This is a genomic window from Pseudomonas sp. NY11955, assembly GCF_048068035.1.
Taxonomy (GTDB): domain Bacteria; phylum Pseudomonadota; class Gammaproteobacteria; order Pseudomonadales; family Pseudomonadaceae; genus Aquipseudomonas.
In genome coordinates this window covers 70459-88314 of record NZ_JBLUPS010000008.1, presented here as the reverse complement: position 1 = coordinate 88314, position 17856 = coordinate 70459, and the positions used below count along the sequence as shown (strand labels likewise).

At 61.5% G+C, this 17856-nt stretch carries 18 protein-coding genes; 8 read left to right on the top strand and 10 right to left on the bottom strand.

The annotated features are described in order from the left end of the window. Positions 1-97: 97 nt before the first annotated feature. The 4 genes from ACNFBR_RS16480 to arsH are packed head-to-tail and all read left to right on the top strand — an operon-like array spanning position 98 to position 2964. Complete coding sequence (locus tag ACNFBR_RS16480) at positions 98-445, top strand: metalloregulator ArsR/SmtB family transcription factor (protein ID WP_416735900.1); 348 nt, start codon at positions 98-100, stop codon at positions 443-445. A gap of 21 nt (positions 446-466) precedes the next feature. After that, on the top strand, positions 467-1750 hold the full coding sequence (locus ACNFBR_RS16475; protein ID WP_416735899.1) for an arsenic transporter: 1284 nt from the start codon (positions 467-469) through the stop codon (positions 1748-1750). Positions 1751-1778: 28 nt separating this feature from the next. After that, on the top strand, positions 1779-2249 hold the full coding sequence (locus tag ACNFBR_RS16470) for an arsenate reductase ArsC (RefSeq protein ID WP_416735898.1): 471 nt from the start codon (positions 1779-1781) through the stop codon (positions 2247-2249). Between the two features lie 13 nt (positions 2250-2262). Further along, positions 2263-2964, top strand: coding sequence for an arsenical resistance protein ArsH (arsH, locus tag ACNFBR_RS16465; protein ID WP_416735897.1), 702 nt, complete (start codon positions 2263-2265; stop codon positions 2962-2964). Positions 2965-3023: 59 nt separating this feature from the next. Here the strand turns inward: arsH and ACNFBR_RS16460 are convergent, their stop codons facing one another. After that, on the bottom strand, positions 3024-3314 hold the full coding sequence (locus ACNFBR_RS16460; protein WP_416735896.1) for a hypothetical protein: 291 nt from the start codon (positions 3312-3314) through the stop codon (positions 3024-3026). Positions 3315-3460: 146 nt separating this feature from the next. Here ACNFBR_RS16460 and ACNFBR_RS16455 point away from each other — a divergent pair, with 146 nt between their 5' ends. Further along, the gene (locus ACNFBR_RS16455; protein WP_416735895.1) at positions 3461-4018 is read left to right on the top strand and encodes a GNAT family N-acetyltransferase; all 558 of its coding nucleotides are present in this window, start codon (positions 3461-3463) and stop codon (positions 4016-4018) included. A 49-nt stretch (positions 4019-4067) separates the two neighbouring features. On the opposite strand, the gene ACNFBR_RS16450 is transcribed toward ACNFBR_RS16455, so the two are convergent. The 3 genes from ACNFBR_RS16450 to ACNFBR_RS16440 all read right to left on the bottom strand — a co-directional run bounded on the left by ACNFBR_RS16450 (position 4068) and on the right by ACNFBR_RS16440 (position 5350). After that, on the bottom strand, positions 4068-4568 hold the full coding sequence (locus ACNFBR_RS16450) for a peroxiredoxin (RefSeq protein ID WP_416735894.1): 501 nt from the start codon (positions 4566-4568) through the stop codon (positions 4068-4070). Positions 4569-4735: 167 nt separating this feature from the next. Next, the gene (locus ACNFBR_RS16445) at positions 4736-5026 is read right to left on the bottom strand and encodes a hypothetical protein (protein WP_416735893.1); all 291 of its coding nucleotides are present in this window, start codon (positions 5024-5026) and stop codon (positions 4736-4738) included. 183 nt (positions 5027-5209) lie between these two features. Continuing rightward, positions 5210-5350, bottom strand: a complete 141-nt coding sequence (locus ACNFBR_RS16440) for a hypothetical protein (protein ID WP_416735892.1) — start codon at positions 5348-5350, stop codon at positions 5210-5212. A gap of 506 nt (positions 5351-5856) precedes the next feature. Here ACNFBR_RS16440 and ACNFBR_RS16435 point away from each other — a divergent pair. Genes ACNFBR_RS16435 through ACNFBR_RS16425 form a run of 3 tightly spaced genes read left to right on the top strand, consistent with a single transcriptional unit; the run spans position 5857 to position 8830 of the window. Next, the gene (locus ACNFBR_RS16435; protein ID WP_416735891.1) at positions 5857-6840 is read left to right on the top strand and encodes a DUF1852 domain-containing protein; all 984 of its coding nucleotides are present in this window, start codon (positions 5857-5859) and stop codon (positions 6838-6840) included. A 27-nt stretch (positions 6841-6867) separates the two neighbouring features. Continuing rightward, positions 6868-7908, top strand: a complete 1041-nt coding sequence (locus ACNFBR_RS16430; protein ID WP_416735890.1) for a methionine synthase — start codon at positions 6868-6870, stop codon at positions 7906-7908. After that, a complete protein-coding gene (locus tag ACNFBR_RS16425; protein WP_416735889.1) occupies positions 7901-8830 on the top strand; it encodes a LysR family transcriptional regulator in 930 nt (309 codons plus the stop codon). Before ACNFBR_RS16430 ends, ACNFBR_RS16425 begins: the two co-directional genes overlap by 8 nt. A 20-nt stretch (positions 8831-8850) precedes the next feature. On the opposite strand, the gene lipA is transcribed toward ACNFBR_RS16425, so the two are convergent. The 6 genes from lipA to cycA all read right to left on the bottom strand — a co-directional run bounded on the left by lipA (position 8851) and on the right by cycA (position 17793). Continuing rightward, positions 8851-9825: a lipoyl synthase gene (lipA, locus tag ACNFBR_RS16420; protein ID WP_416735888.1), complete on the bottom strand. Its 975-nt coding sequence runs from the start codon at positions 9823-9825 to the stop codon at positions 8851-8853. Between the two features lie 103 nt (positions 9826-9928). Then, positions 9929-11185 carry a serine hydroxymethyltransferase gene (gene glyA / locus ACNFBR_RS16415; RefSeq protein ID WP_416735887.1) on the bottom strand — a complete coding sequence of 419 codons (1257 nt, stop codon included), beginning with the start codon at positions 11183-11185 and terminating at the stop codon, positions 9929-9931. A gap of 32 nt (positions 11186-11217) precedes the next feature. Then, positions 11218-14088: an aminomethyl-transferring glycine dehydrogenase gene (gene gcvP, locus ACNFBR_RS16410; RefSeq protein WP_416735886.1), complete on the bottom strand. Its 2871-nt coding sequence runs from the start codon at positions 14086-14088 to the stop codon at positions 11218-11220. A gap of 14 nt (positions 14089-14102) precedes the next feature. Further along, on the bottom strand, positions 14103-14480 hold the full coding sequence (gene gcvH, locus ACNFBR_RS16405) for a glycine cleavage system protein GcvH (protein ID WP_416735885.1): 378 nt from the start codon (positions 14478-14480) through the stop codon (positions 14103-14105). A gap of 260 nt (positions 14481-14740) precedes the next feature. Then, a complete protein-coding gene (locus ACNFBR_RS16400; RefSeq protein WP_416735884.1) occupies positions 14741-16273 on the bottom strand; it encodes a sigma 54-interacting transcriptional regulator in 1533 nt (510 codons plus the stop codon). A gap of 95 nt (positions 16274-16368) precedes the next feature. Then, a complete protein-coding gene (gene cycA / locus ACNFBR_RS16395; protein WP_416735883.1) occupies positions 16369-17793 on the bottom strand; it encodes a D-serine/D-alanine/glycine transporter in 1425 nt (474 codons plus the stop codon). Between the last annotated feature and the right edge of the window lie 63 nt (positions 17794-17856).

Genomic DNA, 17856 nt, shown 5'->3' with positions numbered 1-17856 from the left:
GCCAGCGGGTAACCCTACCCTGCTGTTGGCGCAAATTGCGCTTGCATCAAACATATGGAAATACGTATATTCGACTTTCCATATGTTCGGTGCTGCCATGATGACTCCACCTGAAGTGTTCAAAAGCCTGTCAGACGAGACCCGCGTTCGTGCCACCCTGCTGATCGCCAGTCTGGGCGAACTGTGCGTCTGCGAACTGATGTGCGCCCTGGATGACAGCCAACCCAAGATCAGCCGCCACCTGGCGCAATTGCGCAGCAGCGGCATGTTGCTGGATCGCCGCCAGGGTCAGTGGGTGTACTACCGCCTGAATCCGCAGCTACCCGCCTGGGTACTTGAAATGCTGCAGGTTACCCTGCAAGCCAATGCGCAGTGGCTGGCAGACAACTCCCTTCGTTTGAAGAACATGGACGGGCGCCCCGTTCGTGATTCCGCCTGCTGCTGATCCTCACCAAGCGAGATTTTCATGCTGGTCGCCATCGCTGTCTTCGTCCTCACCCTCACCCTCGTCATCTGGCAGCCAAAGGGGCTTGGCGTGGGTTGGAGCGCCGCACTGGGTGCAGTCATTGCCTTGCTCGCCGGGGCGGTTTCCCTGCACGACATCCCAACGGTGTGGGCCATTGTCTGGAACGCTACTGCCACCTTCATCGCCGTCATCATCATCAGCCTGCTGCTCGATGAAGCCGGCTTCTTCGAATGGGCCGCGCTGCATGTTGCGCGCTGGGCAAACGGCAGCGGCTATCGTCTGTTCGCCTTCAGTGTGCTGCTCGGCGCCGCAGTATCGGCGCTGTTCGCCAACGATGGTGCGGCGCTGATTCTCACCCCAATCGTCATGTCAATGCTGCTGGCATTGCGCTTCTCGCCGGCTGCGACACTGGCCTTTGTCATGGCCGCGGGCTTCATTGCCGACACGGCGAGCCTGCCGCTGGTGGTCTCCAACCTGGTCAACATCGTCTCGGCCGACTACTTCGGCCTGGGTTTCAGCGAATATGCCTCGGTGATGGTGCCGGTGAACCTCGCCAGCGTGGCAGCCACCCTGCTGGTGCTCCTGCTGTTTTTCCGCCGTGACATCCCAAGGCGCTACGCACTCGATGCGTTGAAGAAACCGAGCGAGGCGATTGCTGACCGCGCCACCTTCAAAGTCGGCGTGTGGGTACTGGTGGCACTACTTGCAGGCCTGTTCGCCCTGGAGCCGCTGGGTATCCCGATCAGCGCGGTAGCCACCGTCTGTGCCGCAGCCCTCTTCGCCGTCGCAGCCTGCGGTCACCGTATTTCAACGCGTCGCGTGCTGCGAGAGGCACCGTGGCAGGTGGTGATCTTTTCGCTCGGGATGTACCTGGTGGTGTATGGCCTGAAAAACGCCGGTCTCACCGATTTGCTCACCCAACTGCTCGACCGGCTTGCGCAACAAGGGCTGTGGAGTGCCGCCATCGGCACCGGCCTTGTCTCGGCGCTGTTGTCTTCGGTGATGAACAACATGCCCAGCGTTCTGGTCGGCGCCTTGTCGATCCAGGCCAGCGGCGCAGAGGGCCTGGTACGTGAGGCGATGATCTACGCCAACGTCATCGGCTGCAACCTCGGCCCGAAGATCACCCCAATAGGCAGCCTCGCCACGCTGCTCTGGCTGCATGTGCTGGAGCGCAAAGGCATGCGCATCACCTGGGGTTACTACTTCGCTGTCGGCATCCTGCTGACCCTGCCGGTTCTGCTGATCACCCTTTCGGCCCTGGCCCTGCGCCTGAGCCTCTGACGTCCGCCATCAAACAGAGGAACCCTCCATGCGAGTCCTGTTCATGTGCACGGCCAACAGCTGTCGCAGCATCCTTAGCGAAGCGCTGTTCAACCACTTGGCGCCGCCCGGTTTCGAGGCAGTCAGCGCCGGCAGCTTTCCCAAGGGCCAGGTACTGCCCCGCAGCCTGAGCACACTGCAGAAGGCCAACATCTCGACCAAGGGCCTGAGCAGCAAAGGCAACGATGCGTTCGAAGGCAACCCACCGGATATCGTCATCACCGTTTGCGACAAGGCGGCAGGCGAAACCTGCCCGGTGTATTTCGGCCCTGCGCCGAAAGCGCATTGGGGGCTGGAGGACCCGTCCGACGTGGTGGGTGACGAAGCATCGATCGACGCTGCGTTCCACGCCACACTGGCGCGCATCGAGTCGCGCTGCCAAGCCTTCTTCGCACTGCCTTTCGCCAACCTCGACCGCGAGCAGCTCAAGCATGAGCTGGATCGCATCGGCACGCTCTGAGCAGGAGGAAAACATGTCCGAGCAACTGCCCAACCTTGACCTGACTCTGTTCGACCTGCCGCCAGCGGCAACGCGAACCAGCGAGCATAAACCACGCATTTTGCTGTTGTATGGGTCAACCCGCGAACGCTCCTTCAGTCGCTTGCTGGTAGAGGAAGCCGCGCGTCTACTGGAGCACTTCGGTGCCGAGACCCGCACGTTCGATCCGTCGGGCCTGCCCCTGCCGGACGATGTGCCGGTGGAACACCCCAAGGTGCAGGAACTGCGTGAGCTGGTGCAGTGGTCGGAAGGCCAGGTGTGGTGCTCGCCGGAACGGCACGGGGCGATGTCCGCGGTGTTCAAGGCGCAGATCGACTGGATTCCCCTCGCGCTGGGCGCGGTGCGCCCCACCCAGGGCAAGACCCTGGCCGTGATGCAGGTGTGTGGCGGCTCGCAGTCGTTCAACGTGGTCAACCAGTTGCGCGTGCTGGGCCGCTGGATGCGCATGTTCGCCATCCCCAACCAGTCGTCGGTACCCAAGGCCTATCTGGAGTTCGATGACGCCGGGCGCATGAAGCCTTCGCCGTACTATGACCGCGTAGTTGATGTCATGGAGGAACTGGTGAAGTTCACCTTGCTGCTGCGCGACCGCCAGGCGTTTCTCGTGGATCGGTATTCGGAGCGTAAGGAAAGCGCCGAGCAGCTTTCTGCCCGGGTCAATCAGCGATCAATCTGAGGCCTGAAGGCCCGCTCGCACCGGGGTGGCCATCCCACCCCGGTGTGCATGAGCGACGATCAGCGGTCTTTGTCCCACTGCACCTTATCGCTTTGCGACTGCTCGCCGCCCATGCGGCCTTTATCCGTCATGTTCTGCTTGTCGGTTTCACTGTGTTCAGGCTTGCCTCCTTGGCTGCCAGTGTCACGCGTGCGGTCCCCTTCCTTGTTCATTTTGTCGTCAGGCTTCTGCCCTGTCTGGTTAGCGCCTTGCTGGTGCTGGTCTGGCATACCACCACCCGAGCCTTGGCCGCCTTGCTGGCCTGCGTTGGTATTGCCCTGATTGCCGCCCTTGTCTTGATTGTTGGCCATGATCGATTACCTCAAGTCACACACAGAAAAGCCTGTGTGTTCGTACGACTGTGGCTTTCTTGGCGTAGATGCATCTATTTACGGCGATTCCGATGAGCGATACTAAATGCAATCACTTGAGACTGAGCCACGCAAAATACCGAGCCATGGATTGCCTACCAACACTGTTCACCGACCGGCTTGTTCTTACGCCCCTGCAGTTGCAGGACGCCCCTGCCATTCAGGCACTGTTCCCGCAATGGGAGGTGGTCCGCTACCTCGACCGTCGTGTGCCGTGGCCGTACCCGGAAGACGGCGCGTTGGTCTATGTGCGCGATATCGCCCTGCCTGCCATGGCGGCGGGCCGTGAATGGCACTGGATGATCCACCTGCGCAGCGAAGCCGAGCGAACCATTGGCAGCATCAGCTTGTATGAACAGCCTGGAAACAATCGAGGCTTCTGGCTCGCGCCACAGTGGTGGGGGCACGGCTACATGCGTGAAGCATGCCGGGTCATCAACGCATACTGGTTCGAAACATTGTCGCGCCCGCTCATGCAGGTTCCCAAGGCCGTTGCCAACCATGCTTCACGCAGGGTCTCGGAACACGAGGGTATGCGCAAGGTGGCAACCCGAGACGGGCATTTTGTCGCTGGGCAGATGCGGGTCGAAATATGGGAGATGACCCGCAGTGCCTGGCTCGAGATTCAGACGTCTTCGATTTAGCAGGCCCCCTGCAAGAGCGGGCCTGCCCGCGAAGCACGCGAGCTGCAACCTAGCGCAACGCAGCCAGCATGCTGGCGGCATCACTGACTTCGAACTTGCCGGGGGCTTCCACTGCGATGTACTTGACCACCAGGTCGTCGACCACCATGGCATAGCGCTGCGAACGATGCCCCAAACCGCGCGCCGAAAGGTCCTGGATCAGGCCCAGCGCCTGGCTGAAATCACCATTGCCATCGCCGATCATCTTGACCGCATCACCCACCTGCAGGCTGTTGCCCCAGGCATTCATGACAAACGCATCGTTCACCGAGACACAGAGGATTTCGTCGATGCCAGCCGCGAGCAACGCAGGTGCCGCAGCGACATAACCGGGAACGTGGCGTTCGGAACAGGTAGGCGTGAACGCGCCCGGCAAAGCGAAGATCAGCACCTTCTTCTGCTGGCAACGCTCGCGAATGGAAAAGGCATTCGGGCCGATCGCGCAGGTGCCTGCGTCGTTGTTGTACTGGTAAAGGGTAACGTCGGGCAGTTGATCGCCAGTCTTGATCATCGCGGTATCCTGGGTGAGGTGATGATTGAGCGAAACATGATGCCGCAGTCGGGTCGAAATGTCGTTGCATGCCGTACAGGGCGGCAGCTACAACGCAAAAGCCGCAGCCCCTCGACGAACAAGGGCTGCGGCTTTGGTGGGTGCGCCACTGGCGGTCGTAGCTAAGTTCAGACCGCGGCTACACCGATTTCCGCGCAATACGCCTCGGTTGCCCGCTCGATCACCTGGATATTCTTGTTGGCACGGACCAGCAAAAAACCACCCAGCGCGATCATGATGATGCCGGGTACCAACAGGAACAGCATGGGCAACCCGAGGATGATACAAAACCAGCCTACCAGCTTGAGGAACTTCGCAGCTTTGAGCAGCATGCTCTTCTGCGAGTAGATGGCATCCGCGTCTTTGCTAGGCAGCATCTTGTAACTGCCAATAATTTCGCGTTCGTTGGAAAACAGCATGGTTTACTAATTCCCTTTAGTGAGTGTGTAAATCTATACCTTGGACCGGCGCGATTTAATCATGACAAAGACCCGCCATTCAATAGCTTATCTGGCCCCGTATGCGTCGCCGCGTGCAGAATAATATTATTATGCCATCACCGCGCATGACGCGCGGTCATCTTCAAGCCTGTTATCGCCAGTTCAACGCGCCAATATCGCCTGGGACTGGTCGATGCTAGGAATGGGTACCGCGACACGCCGCAGCGCCAGCCACTCACGCATGCGCACGGTATCGAAAATCTGCCCCTCCTCCATCATGACCAGGATGAGAGCTTGGGACATTCGGTAACAACCACACTGAGAACAGCACCTCTCTTCCCATCCGTGCGTGCATTCGATGGACTCAGCCTGTCCTGCGCAAATCAGACAACTCATGTAAGCCCCCTTTTGTTTTTCTTCCATGAAGGGTGGTAGCAAAGCCAGCACAATAGTATGGCGTTCGATTGGTATGAGATTTTCGTGCCAACTTTAAATGCTCCCGAAATCGCTACGGCCTGTGCTGGCCCCTTCGCAGGTGAACCCGCCCTGTAGGAGCAGCCTTGTGCTGCGAAAAGGTCAGTATGGTTAAAGATTATCTTCGGCTGAAATGGCCTCTTCGCAGCACAAGGCTGCTCCTACAGGGTCATGCGGCAGCCTGGCAGTACCCGCACAGGCGGCACATCATGAGCGGTACTAAAAAAACGGTGAAATATCTTCAATACCCTTCATGCAAGGCCCCCACCTAGAATACGCCCTCATCCCAGACAACATATTCAAGCTTGATCTCAGGTATCAGGACACTGCTCATCATGAATAAAGAGCCTACATTTACCGTCAAGCGCATCGCCTTCGACGAACATTACCAGCCCGCTGAAAATACCCGCATCACCACCAACTTCGCCAATCTGGCACGGGGTGAAAACCGCCAGGAAAATCTGCGCAACACCTTGGCGATGATCGACAATCGGTTCAACGCCCTGGCGCATTGGGACAACCCCGAAAATAATCGCTACCGCGTCGAACTGGAAATCATCTCGGTCGAACTGAACATTGAAGCCGAACAGCTCGGCGATGCCCTGCCGCTGATCGAAATATTGAAAACCCATATTGTAGATCGCAAGACCAACACCCGCTTGGAGGGCATGGTAGGCAACAATTTCTCTTCGTACGTGCGCGATTACGACTTCAGCGTGCTGTTGCTCGAACACAACAAGCATCGGCCTGCCTTCAGCACGCCCGACAACTTTGGCGAGCTGCATGGCAACCTGTTCAAATGCTTCGTCAACTCGCAAACCTACAAAGAGCACTTCAACAAGCCGCCGGTTATCTGCCTGAGCGTATCGAGCAGCAAGACCTACCATCGCAGCGAAAACCAACACCCGGTATTGGGTTTCGAGTACCAGCAGGATGAATACTCGCTGACCGACGAGTACTTCAAGAAGATGGGGTTGAAGGTGCGTTACTTCATGCCACCGAACAGTGCCGCGCCGCTGGCCTTCTATTACGCTGGTGACTTGCTGAGCGACTACACCAACCTCGAGTTGATCAGCACCATCAGCACCATGGACACGTTCCAGAAGATCTATCGCCCCGAGATCTACAACGCCAACTCGGCCGCCGGCAAGACCTACCAGCCCAGCCTGAAGCATCAGGACTACTCGCTGACGCGCATTGTCTATGACCGCGAAGAGCGCAGCCGCCTGGCCATCGAGCAGGGCAAATTTGCCGAAGCGCAATTTGTCAAACCCTACCAGGCCACGCTCGAACGATGGTCCGCTCAATACGCCCGTTGATCCATTTAAAGTACAAGGTCACCGTTCATGAACACACTGCTACCCACCTCCACTGCCGGCAGCCTGCCTAAACCGTCCTGGCTGGCTCAGCCGGAAACACTCTGGTCGCCCTGGAAGTTGCAGGACGAACAACTGAGCGAAGGCAAACAGGATGCCTTGCGCCTGGCCCTGCAAGAACAGCAACACGCCGGTATCGACATCGTCAGTGATGGTGAACAAACGCGCCAGCACTTCGTGACCACCTTTATCGAGCACCTCAGTGGCGTTGACTTCGAGCAGCGTGAAACCGTTCGCATCCGTGATCGCTACGATGCCAGCGTTCCCACCGTGGTGGGTGCTGTCGCCCGGCAAAAACCGGTGTTTGTCGAAGATGCCAAGTTCTTGCGCCAGCAGACTACGCAACCGATCAAGTGGGCGCTGCCTGGCCCCATGACCATGATCGATACGCTGTATGACAGCCACTACAAAAGCCGCGAAAAACTGGCCTGGGAATTCGCCAAGATTCTCAACCAGGAAGCCAGGGAACTGGAGGCTGCGGGCGTTGACATCATTCAGTTCGACGAACCCGCCTTCAACGTTTTCTTTGACGAGGTGAATGATTGGGGCGTGGCCACACTGGAAAGAGCCATAGAAGGCCTGAAGTGCGAAACCGCCGTACATATTTGCTATGGCTATGGCATCAAAGCCAATACCGACTGGAAAAAAACCTTGGGCTCGGAGTGGCGGCAATATGAACAGGCCTTCCCCAAGCTGCAACAGTCCAGCCTCGATATCATTTCGCTGGAATGCCATAACTCGCATGTTCCGATGGACCTGCTCGAGCTGATTCGCGGCAAGAAAGTCATGGTCGGCGCCATCGATGTGGCCACCCATGCCATCGAAACACCCGAGCAGGTCGCCGCCACCCTGCGCAAGGCACTGCAGTTCGTCGAGGCCGACAAGCTCTACCCTTGCACCAACTGCGGCATGGCGCCCCTCCCTCGTCAGGTAGCCAGCGGCAAGCTCAAGGCCTTGACTGCTGGCGCGGCAATCGTCCGCCAGGAACTCGCCAACGCACGCCATGATTGATTTACGTCACCTGCGAACCCTCCACGCGCTGCGTGAAACCGACAGCCTGCACGAAGCCGCCGAGCGCCTGCACCTGACCCAATCAGCCCTGTCGCACCAGTTTCGCGACATGGAGGAGCGCATCGGCATGCCGTTGTTCGTGCGCAAGTCGAGGCCTGTGCGCTTCACCAGCGCAGGGCTGAAGCTGTTGCAACTGGCCGACCAGGTGCTGCCGCAGATCCGCAGTGCCGAACGGGACTTAGGTAAACTGGCCGGGGGCTCTGCCGGACGGCTGCACATCGCCATCGAATGCCACAGTTGCTACCAGTGGCTGATGCCTTCGGTGGATGAGTTTCGCGGCGCCTGGCCAGAGGTGGAGCTGGACCTCGCCTCTGGTTTTTCCTTTGCGCCACTGCCGGCCCTGGAGCGCGGCGACCTGGACCTGGTGGTGACCTCCGACCCGGTGACACTGCCGGGAATCAGCTACGTGCCGTTGTTCGCCTACGAGGCGGTACTGGCCGTCGACAACCATCACCCCTTGCGTCACAAGCCTTACCTGGAACCCGCCGATATCGCCAGCCAGACGCTGATCACCTACCCGATCGAGCGCAGCCGCCTGGATATCTTCACCCGCTTCCTCGACCCCGCCGACGTCGAGCCAGCGCAGCTACGCACCTCGGAACTGACCGTGATGATGATGCAACTGGTGGCGTCTGGGCGCGGCGTTTGCTGCCTGCCCAACTGGGCCGTGCATGAATACAGCTCGCGCGGCTATGTCACCGCCAAGCGCCTTGGCGAACGGGGCTTGCAGGCAAACCTCTACGCGGCGCTGCGCAGCGACATGCTGGAGGTGCCATACGTGAGTGATTTTCTACTCACGGCCAAGGACATCTCCTTCACCACGCTGGCGGGCGTCAGCGTGGCTGCTGGCCCAGCTCTCTGAAGGCTGCTCGGGCATTGCGCCTACACCGACTGCGCCTGCAGGTCAGCGTGGTAGGACGAGCGCACCAATGGGCCGGATGCCACATTCTTGAAGCCCATCGCCAAGGCTTGCTCGGCAAGCCAGGCGAACGTGTCCGGGTGGACGAAACGCTGCACCGGCAAGTGGCTGCGCGAAGGTTGCAGGTATTGCCCCAAGGTCAGCATGTCAACCTGATGCTCACGCATGCGCTGCATCACTTCGAGCACTTCCTCATTGGTTTCGCCCAGGCCCAGCATCAGCCCGGACTTGGTCGGCACCGTGGGCACACGTTGCTTGAAGCGCTCCAGCAGGTCCAGTGACCAGTCGAAGTCCGAGCCCGGTCGTGCCGCTTTGTACAGGCGCGGCACGGTTTCGAGGTTGTGGTTGAACACGTCTGGGGGCTGCTGTTCGGTGATCGCCAGCGCCACGTCCATGCGTCCACGGTAATCCGGCACCAGGGTTTCCAACTGGATGCCTGGCGACAGCGTACGGATCTCGCGCAGGCAGTCGGCAAAGTGCTGGGCACCGCCGTCACGCAGGTCGTCGCGGTCCACCGATGTGATGACCACGTACTTCAAGCGCAGGTCGGCGATGGCGATGGCCAGGTTCTTCGGTTCGTCGACGTCCAGTGGTTTGGGCCGACCATGGCCGACATCGCAGAACGGGCAACGGCGGGTGCAGATATCGCCCATGATCATGAAGGTCGCCGTACCACCAGAAAAGCACTCACCCAGGTTCGGGCAAGCCGCTTCTTCGCACACGCTGTGCAGCTTGTGCTTGCGCAGCAGGGCCTTGACCCGCGCCACCTCCGGCGTGGTGGGAATTGCCACGCGAATCCAGTCGGGCTTGCGTGGCACCTCTTCAGTGGGCAGGATCTTCACCGGGATACGCGCCACCTTCTCGGCGCCGCGCAGTTTCACCCCGGCTTGCAGCGGTTGGGCGCGCGCGGGTTGGTGTTGCAGTTGTTCGGTTGACATGGCTGGCTCCTGGCCTTCTTGACTGGGGCTGCTTTGCAGCCCTTCGCGGGCTTGTGGGAGCGGGCGAGCCCGCGAAGGGCCGCAAAGCGGCCCCGTTTTGCGTTCAGGCCGGATAAACCGGGAACAGCTTGCACAACTGCGCCACCTGCCCCGCCACATGGGCCTCGACATCGGCATCACCGAGGTGGTCGAGGATGTCGCAGACCCAGGTCGCCAGAGCGCGGCATTCCGCCGCCTTGAAACCACGGGTCGTCACCGCCGGGGTGCCGATGCGCAGGCCCGAGGTGACGAACGGCGACTGCGGGTCGTTCGGCACGGCGTTCTTGTTGACGGTGATGTGCGCGCGGCCCAGGGCGGCGTCGGCGTCTTTACCGGTGAGGCCCTGGCGAATCAGGCTGACCAGGAACAGGTGGTTGTCGGTGCCGCCGGAAACCACGTCGTAGCCACGGTCGATGAACACCTGGGCCATGGCCTGGGCGTTTTCGATCACTTGTTGCTGGTAGGCCTTGAAGCCCGGCTCCAGCGCTTCCTTGAAGCACACGGCCTTGGCGGCGATGACGTGCATCAGCGGGCCGCCCTGGGCGCCCGGGAATACGGCGGCGTTGAGCTTCTTCTCGATCTCTTCGTTGGACTTGGCCAGGATCAGGCCACCACGCGGACCGCGCAGGGTCTTGTGGGTGGTGGTGGTGACCACGTCGGCGAACGGGATCGGGTTCGGGTACAGGCCAGCGGCAACCAGGCCAGCGACGTGGGCCATGTCGACGAACAGCAGCGCACCGACTTTGTCGGCGATGGCGCGGAAGCGCGGGAAGTCGAGGGTCTTGGAGTAGGCCGAGAAGCCGGCGACGATCATCTTCGGCTTGTGCTCGACCGCCAGGCGCTCGACTTCGTCGTAGTCGATCAGGCCGGTGTGGGTGTCGATGCCGTACTGCACAGCGTTGTACAGCTTGCCCGAGGACGACACCTTCGCACCGTGGGTCAGGTGGCCACCGTGGGCCAGGCTCATGCCCAGGATCGTGTCACCGGCCTGCAGCAGGGCCAGGTACACCGCCCCGTTGGCCGACGAACCGGAGTGCGGCTGGACGTTGGCGTAGTCGGCGCCGAACAGCTGCTTGGCGCGCTCGATGGCCAGTTGCTCGACCACGTCGACATGCTCGCAGCCACCGTAATAACGCTTGCCCGGGTAGCCTTCGGCGTACTTGTTGGTCAGCTCGGTCCCCTGGGCCTGCATCACCTGCGGGCTGGTGTAGTTTTCCGAGGCGATCAGCTCGATGTGGTCTTCCTGGCGCTGCACTTCGCGGCGGATGGCCTCGAACAGCGCAGGGTCGAAATCGGACAGGGTCAGGCTTTTATGAAACATGGGTGTGATTCCTTGTTGTGAGGTCGACACATTCAGGCGTCTTGATAACTCGACAGCGGCGGGCAGGCGCAGGCCAGGTTGCGGTCGCCGTAGACGTTGTCCACGCGCCCCACCGGCGGCCAGTACTTGCTCTCGCGCAGGTCGTCGAGCGGGTACACCGCCAGCTCACGGCTATAGCGGTGCGGCCATTCACCCGCCAGCTCGCTGGCGGTATGCGGGGCGTTCTTCAACGGGTTGTCGAGCTTGTCCAGCGTGCCGTTTTCCACCGCGCGGATTTCTTCACGGATGCAGATCATTGCGGTGCAGAAGCGGTCCAGCTCCTCTTTCGACTCGCTCTCGGTCGGCTCGACCATCAGCGTGCCAGCTACCGGGAACGACATGGTCGGGGCATGGAAACCAAAATCGATCAGCCGCTTGGCCACATCCTCGACGCCGATGCCGCTGCTTTCCTTGAGCGGGCGCAGGTCGAGAATGCACTCGTGCGCCACCAGCCCGTGGTCGCCGGTGTACAGCACCGGGTAGTGCTCCTCCAGGCGCCGGGCAATGTAGTTGGCACTCAGGATCGCCAGCTGCGAGGCACGCTTGAGCCCTGCCCCGCCCATCATGCGGATGTACATCCAGGTGATCGGCAAGATACTGGCACTGCCGTATGGCGCCGCGCTGACCGCGCCCTGCTGCTTCTGCAGGTGGGCGTGCCCCGGCAGAAACGGTGCCAGATGCGCCTTGACCCCGATCGGACCGACGCCGGGGCCGCCGCCGCCATGGGGAATGCAGAAGGTCTTGTGCAGGTTCAGGTGCGACACGTCGCCACCGAATTTGCCCGGTGCGCACAGGCCAACCATGGCGTTCATGTTGGCGCCATCCAGGTACACCTGGCCGCCGCATTCATGAATGATGTCGCAGATGCGCGTGATGCCGTCCTCGAACACGCCGTGGGTCGAGGGGTAGGTAATCATCAGGGCCGCCAGCGTGTCCTTGTGCTGCGCGGCCTTGCGCTGCAGGTCGTCGACATCGACGTTACCGCGCGCATCGCAGTTGACCACCACCACCCGCATGCCGGCCATCTGCGCCGTGGCCGGGTTGGTGCCATGGGCCGACGACGGAATCAGGCACACATCGCGCCCCGCCTGGCCACGGCTGGCGTGGTAGGCGCGAATGGCCAGCAGGCCAGCGTACTCGCCTTGCGAGCCCGCATTGGGTTGCAGCGACATGGCGTCATAACCGGTGGCCGCACACAGCATGGCCTCCAGCTCATCGGTCAGCTGGCGGTAGCCCTGCGCTTGCTCGGCCGGGGCGAATGGGTGCAGGGCCGCGAACTCAGGCCAGGTGATCGGGATCATCTCGCTGGCCGCGTTGAGCTTCATGGTGCACGAGCCCAAGGCGATCATGCTGCGGTCCAGGGCCAGGTCCTTGTCACCCAGGCGCCGCAGGTAGCGCATCAGCTCGGTTTCAGAGTGGTGACGGTTGAACACCGGGTGTTGCAGGAACGGCGTGTCGCGCAACAGCGCCAACGGCAGGCAGTCGGTGCTGTCGGCCGCCAGGGCGGCAAAGTCCGGCAGAGCCTGCCCGGCAGCCGCAAACACTTGCCACAACGCCTGGACGCTGTCCTGCTCACAGGTTTCATCCAGGGAAATGCCGACCCGCATCGGGTCGATCGATCGCAAGTTCAGCCTTGCGCCCCGGGCAGCGGCAAGCACATCGGCCACTGGCCCGGCAGTCACCACGCTGACGGTGTCGAAGAAATGCGCCTGCTCGACCTGGTGCCCGAGCTGGCGCAACCCCTGCACCAGAATCGTGGTCAGGCGGTGGACACGCCGGGCGATCTGAGTCAGGCCCTGAGGGCCGTGATACACCGCATACATGCTGGCGATGTTGGCCAGCAGCACCTGCGCGGTGCAGATGTTGCTGGTGGCCTTCTCGCGGCGGATATGTTGTTCGCGGGTCTGCATGGCCAAGCGCAGTGCCGGCTTGCCGAAACGGTCGATGGATACCCCGACCAGCCGACCAGGCATGTCGCGCTTGAATGCGTCACGGGTAGCGAAGTACGCCGCATGCGGGCCGCCGAACCCCAACGGCACGCCAAAGCGCTGGGCGCTGCCGATGACCACGTCGGCCCCCAGCTCCCCCGGTGGGGTCAGCAAGGTCAGCGCCAACAGGTCCGCGCACACCGAGACCAGCGCGCCGGCCGCGTGGGCGCGCTGGATCAGCGCGCGGTGATCGACGATTTCACCGGTACTGGCCGGGTACTGCAGCAGCAACCCGAAGTAGCCCTCCAGCGCTTGGCCAGCCAAGGCCGCCTCATCACCGATGACCACCTCGATACCCAGTGGCTCGGCACGGGTACGCAACACATCGAGGGTTTGCGGGTGGCAATGGCGGGACGCGAAAAACGCCGGGGCCTTGTTCTTCGCCAGGCGCTTGCAGAAGGTCATGGCCTCGGCGGCAGCGGTGGCTTCATCGAGCAACGAGGCGTTGGCGATTTCCATCCCGCTCAGGTCGCTGACCAGGGTCTGGAAGTTCAGCAGCGCTTCCAGGCGGCCCTGGGAGATTTCCGGCTGGTAGGGTGTATACGCCGTGTACCAGGCCGGGTTTTCCAGCAGGTTGCGCAAGATCGGTGTCGGGGTATGGCAAGGGTAATAACCCTGGCCAATATGGTTGCGATACAGCTGGTTGTTCGCGGCAACGGCCTTGAGTGCGGCCAGGGCTTCGACTTCACCCAGCCCCGGGGTGAGTTCGAGCACACTGCTGCCCTTGATGCTGGCCGGGATGACGCGGTCGATCAGCGCGTCGAGCGAATCATGGCCGATCAGCGCCAGCATGGTCGCGATATCGCCTTCGCGCGGGCCAATGTGACGGGCGACGAACTCATTGTCGGTGCCCAACGCAATGCACGGGTTGTTCATGGCGGCCACCCGGCTCAGGCGTTGTCGGCCAGGAAACGGTCGTAACCGTCCTGGTCCATCAGGGTGTCGAGGTCGGCAGGGTTGCTGGCCTGGATGCGGAAAAACCAGCCATCCTGCATCGGCGAGGCATTGACCAGTTCAGGGTCGTCGGCCAGCGCCTGGTTGACTGCCACCACGGTGCCGGTCAAAGGCATGGTGATGTTGCTGGCGGCCTTCACCGACTCGAGCACCGCGACCTCATTGCCCTCACCGTACTCGCCAGGTTCCGGCAGTTGTACGAACACCACGTCCCCCAGGGCCGCCTGGGCATAGCTGGTAATACCGACGGTCAACTCACCAGTTGCTTCCAGACGCAGCCATTCGTGTTCGGGGGTAAAACGCAGAGTGCTCATGGAATGTCCTCTCTTGTTATCAGGTAGGCCCCTGTACGGGGTTGCCAGATACCAGAGCAAGAGCAATGCCAATCATTTTTTATCTATATTTTTCAATTACTTAAAATGTTTTACAGGGATACCTGAAGCACCTGCGTCGGAGCGTATTCGCTCCACGCTTCAAGCCCCCTGCGTCTCCCTCGCGGGGCCGCCCAGTGAATGCGCACGCCACCGTCAACGGAGCGCTATCACTCCAGTGGAGCGCATTCGCACCAGGCCGGTTACAAGGCCCGGCTGGCGATCCCGTACTTGCGCAAGCGCTGGCCGATGGCGGTGTGGGACGTTTGCAGGCGCACGGCCAATTGCCGGGTCGAGGGATAGCTCTCGTACAACTTCTCCAACAAGGCCTTTTCAAACCCCTGCACGGCGGCTTCCAGGCTGACGATTTCTGCCCCTTCTGCCTGCTGGCTACTCAGCGCGGTGCCGGCCAATTCCAGGTCGTCGCAGTCGATCACCTCGCCCTCGCTGATCGCCGCTGCGCGGAAAATCACGTTCTGCAACTGGCGCACATTGCCTGACCAGCGATTGCCCAGCAGCAGCGGATGGGTCGCCAGCGCCAGGCGGCATGGCGCACGCTGTATCTGCGCACAGGCCTGACGCAGAAAGTGCTCGGCCAGCAGCAGGATGTCCTTGCCCCGTTCGCGCAGTGGCGGCACCTTCAGGTTGAGCACGTTAAGCCGATAGTAGAGGTCTTCGCGAAAGCTGCCCTCCATCACCATGCTCTCCAGATTGCGGTGGGTGGCGCAGACCACGCGCACGTTCACCCGCACTTCGTTGCCACCCCCTACCCGGCGAAAACTGCCGTCATTGAGAAAGCGCAACAGCTTGGCCTGCAGGTAGGGTGACATCTCGCCCACTTCATCGAGAAATACCGTACCGCCATCAGCCAGCTCCAGCAGGCCTGGTTTGCCGCCCCGCTGGGCGCCGGTAAAGGCGCCAGCGGCATAGCCGAACAGTTCGCTTTCAGCCAGGCTTTCGGGCAGCGCCGCGCAGTTCAACGCCAGGAAAGAGGTGTCGCGCCGGGCACTGAGCGCATGGCAGGCGCGAGCCACCAGCTCCTTGCCGGTGCCCGTCTCGCCCTGGATCAGCAAGGGAGCCTCCAGGCTCGCCACTTTGTGCAAGCGTGCCTTGAGCGACTGCAGCACGGCCGACTCCCCCAGCAACGCCCCCAGCCCTTCACCGTTGTCATGCAGCAGCGAGGCCAGGCGCTCGCCAATGCGGCTCGGCGGGTACAGGGTCAGCAGGCCACCCACCAGGCCATCGGCGCCCCCGCTGATCGGGGTGGCCTCCAACAGCAGCGACTGGTCTTGAAAGCTCACCTCGCACATCGGCAGGCGAAAGCCCTTGTCGATCAGGGTCCGGGCCAGGTCTGGCTCGGTAAACAACTTGCCCAACGGCTCACCTGCCGGCTCGCGGCCCACCAGGCCGACCAGCGTCGGGTTGGCCAGCAGCACATGGCCGGCGGGGTCCACAGCCAGTACCGGGTCACTCATGGCCGCCAACAAGGCCTCCAGTTGCAAGCGCCGGCGGTGGCCAGGCAGAAAGTCGACCAGCGACACCTCCTGCACGCCATCCACCCCCAGCAGGGCGGCGTAAAGTTCGTCGAGCACCACCGGGGACAAGGTCGGCGCATCGATATAGACGTTGGGCGGGATCATTTCCACCGCGTCCAGGTTGAGGTTACGCGCCCCAAGCAGCGACAGGATTTCCTGAGTGATACCGACACGGTCGACGAAGGTGACGTGGATTCTCATCAAAGCTCCTTATCCAAGGCCCTGCCTGGCAAAAAGACAACAGGGGGACAGCGCAGCGGCGCCGTCCCCCTTTGGGCAAAACGTGAACGGGCCGGTCAGTCGGCGTCGAACGACAACTGCGCGGTCTGCTGTTTCTTCTGGCGGATCGAGCGGTACGCAAGCCCCAGCACGGCGAACCACACCGGCACCAGGTACAACGCCATGCGGGTGTCGGCTTCCAGGGCCAGCAACGCCAGGATGAAGGCGAAGAACGCCAGGCACACCCGGCACATGAAGGTGCCGCCCGGCATCTTGTACTTCGACGCCTGGTGCAGCGGGTCGCGCTGCTTGCGGTAGGTCAGGTACGACAGCAGGATGATCGACCAGACGAACATGAACAGCAGGGCCGACACCGTGGTGATCAGGGTGAAGGCATCGAGCATGTTGGGTACCAGGTAAATGACCAGTGCCCCGCCGGTCAGGCACAGGCACGAGAAGATCAGGCCATTGGAGGGCACGGCACGGCGCGACAACGCGCTGAACGTGCCGGGCGCATCGCCATCCACCGCCAGGCCGTAGAGCATGCGGCTGGTCGAGAACACGCCGCTGTTGGCCGACGACATGGCCGAGGTCAGCACCACGAAGTTGATGATGCCGGCGGCGGCTGGCAGGCCGGCCAGCACGAACAGCTCGACGAACGGGCTCTTGTTGGCCACCACTTCGCGCCAAGGCGTAACGGCCATGATGGCGACCAGCGCCAGCACGTAGAACACGATGATGCGCACTGGAATCGAGTTGATCGCCCGTGGCAGGTTGCGTTCCGGGTTCTTGGTTTCGGCCGCGGTGGTGCCCACCAGCTCGATGCCGACGAAGGCGAACACGGCAATCTGGAAGCCGGCGAAGAAGCCCATGGCGCCATGGGGGAACATCCCGCCGTCGTTCCACAGGTTGGCCAGCGCGGCAGCATGCCCTGCCGGCGACTGGTAGGCTGCCGCCACCATGTAGAAGCCGGTACAGACCAGGGCGCAAATGGCCACGATCTTGATCATGGCGAACCAGAACTCCATTTCGCCGAACATTTTCACCGTCATCAAGTTCAGCGTGAGCAACAGGCCAACGCACGCCAGCGCCGGTATCCACAACGGCATGTCGGGGAACCAGAACTGGGCGTAGGCCGATATGGCGATCACATCGGCAATGCCGGTGACAATCCAGCAGAACCAGTAAGTCCAGCCCGTAAAGAAGCCTGCCCACGGCCCCAGCAGGTCGGCCGAAAAGTCGATGAACGATTTGTACTTCAAGTTGGACAGCAACAGCTCGCCCATTGCCCGCATGACGAAGAACAGCATGAAGCCGATGATCATGTAGACAAAGATGATGGAAGGCCCGGCCAGGCTGATGGTCTTGCCAGAGCCCATGAACAGGCCGGTGCCGATGGCACCGCCGATGGCGATCAGCTGGATATGGCGGTTGGACAGGTTGCGCTTGAGTTCGTGTGCATCGCCCTCGGGCGGGCAGTGACCGTGCGGCAAGTTATTCATTATCATGTACCTTGCTAGTTTAATTGTTTTTATAACGTCACAAGTTCAACGCTCGAGACCGGA

Bases quoted from the DNA above. Each gene is read 5' to 3' on its own strand.
- ACNFBR_RS16480 (WP_416735900.1), top strand. From the start codon at position 98: ATGATGACTCCACCTGAAGTGTTCAAAAGCCTGTCAGACGAGACCCGC.
- ACNFBR_RS16475 (WP_416735899.1), top strand. From the start codon at position 467: ATGCTGGTCGCCATCGCTGTCTTCGTCCTCACCCTCACCCTCGTCATC.
- ACNFBR_RS16470 (WP_416735898.1), top strand. From the start codon at position 1,779: ATGCGAGTCCTGTTCATGTGCACGGCCAACAGCTGTCGCAGCATCCTT.
- arsH (WP_416735897.1), top strand. From the start codon at position 2,263: ATGTCCGAGCAACTGCCCAACCTTGACCTGACTCTGTTCGACCTGCCG.
- ACNFBR_RS16460 (WP_416735896.1), bottom strand. From the start codon at position 3,314: ATGGCCAACAATCAAGACAAGGGCGGCAATCAGGGCAATACCAACGCA.
- ACNFBR_RS16455 (WP_416735895.1), top strand. From the start codon at position 3,461: ATGGATTGCCTACCAACACTGTTCACCGACCGGCTTGTTCTTACGCCC.
- ACNFBR_RS16450 (WP_416735894.1), bottom strand. From the start codon at position 4,568: ATGATCAAGACTGGCGATCAACTGCCCGACGTTACCCTTTACCAGTAC.
- ACNFBR_RS16445 (WP_416735893.1), bottom strand. From the start codon at position 5,026: ATGCTGTTTTCCAACGAACGCGAAATTATTGGCAGTTACAAGATGCTG.
- ACNFBR_RS16440 (WP_416735892.1), bottom strand. From the start codon at position 5,350: ATGTCCCAAGCTCTCATCCTGGTCATGATGGAGGAGGGGCAGATTTTC.
- ACNFBR_RS16435 (WP_416735891.1), top strand. From the start codon at position 5,857: ATGAATAAAGAGCCTACATTTACCGTCAAGCGCATCGCCTTCGACGAA.
- ACNFBR_RS16430 (WP_416735890.1), top strand. From the start codon at position 6,868: ATGAACACACTGCTACCCACCTCCACTGCCGGCAGCCTGCCTAAACCG.
- ACNFBR_RS16425 (WP_416735889.1), top strand. From the start codon at position 7,901: ATGATTGATTTACGTCACCTGCGAACCCTCCACGCGCTGCGTGAAACC.
- lipA (WP_416735888.1), bottom strand. From the start codon at position 9,825: ATGTCAACCGAACAACTGCAACACCAACCCGCGCGCGCCCAACCGCTG.
- glyA (WP_416735887.1), bottom strand. From the start codon at position 11,185: ATGTTTCATAAAAGCCTGACCCTGTCCGATTTCGACCCTGCGCTGTTC.
- gcvP (WP_416735886.1), bottom strand. From the start codon at position 14,088: ATGAACAACCCGTGCATTGCGTTGGGCACCGACAATGAGTTCGTCGCC.
- gcvH (WP_416735885.1), bottom strand. From the start codon at position 14,480: ATGAGCACTCTGCGTTTTACCCCCGAACACGAATGGCTGCGTCTGGAA.
- ACNFBR_RS16400 (WP_416735884.1), bottom strand. From the start codon at position 16,273: ATGAGAATCCACGTCACCTTCGTCGACCGTGTCGGTATCACTCAGGAA.
- cycA (WP_416735883.1), bottom strand. From the start codon at position 17,793: ATGAATAACTTGCCGCACGGTCACTGCCCGCCCGAGGGCGATGCACAC.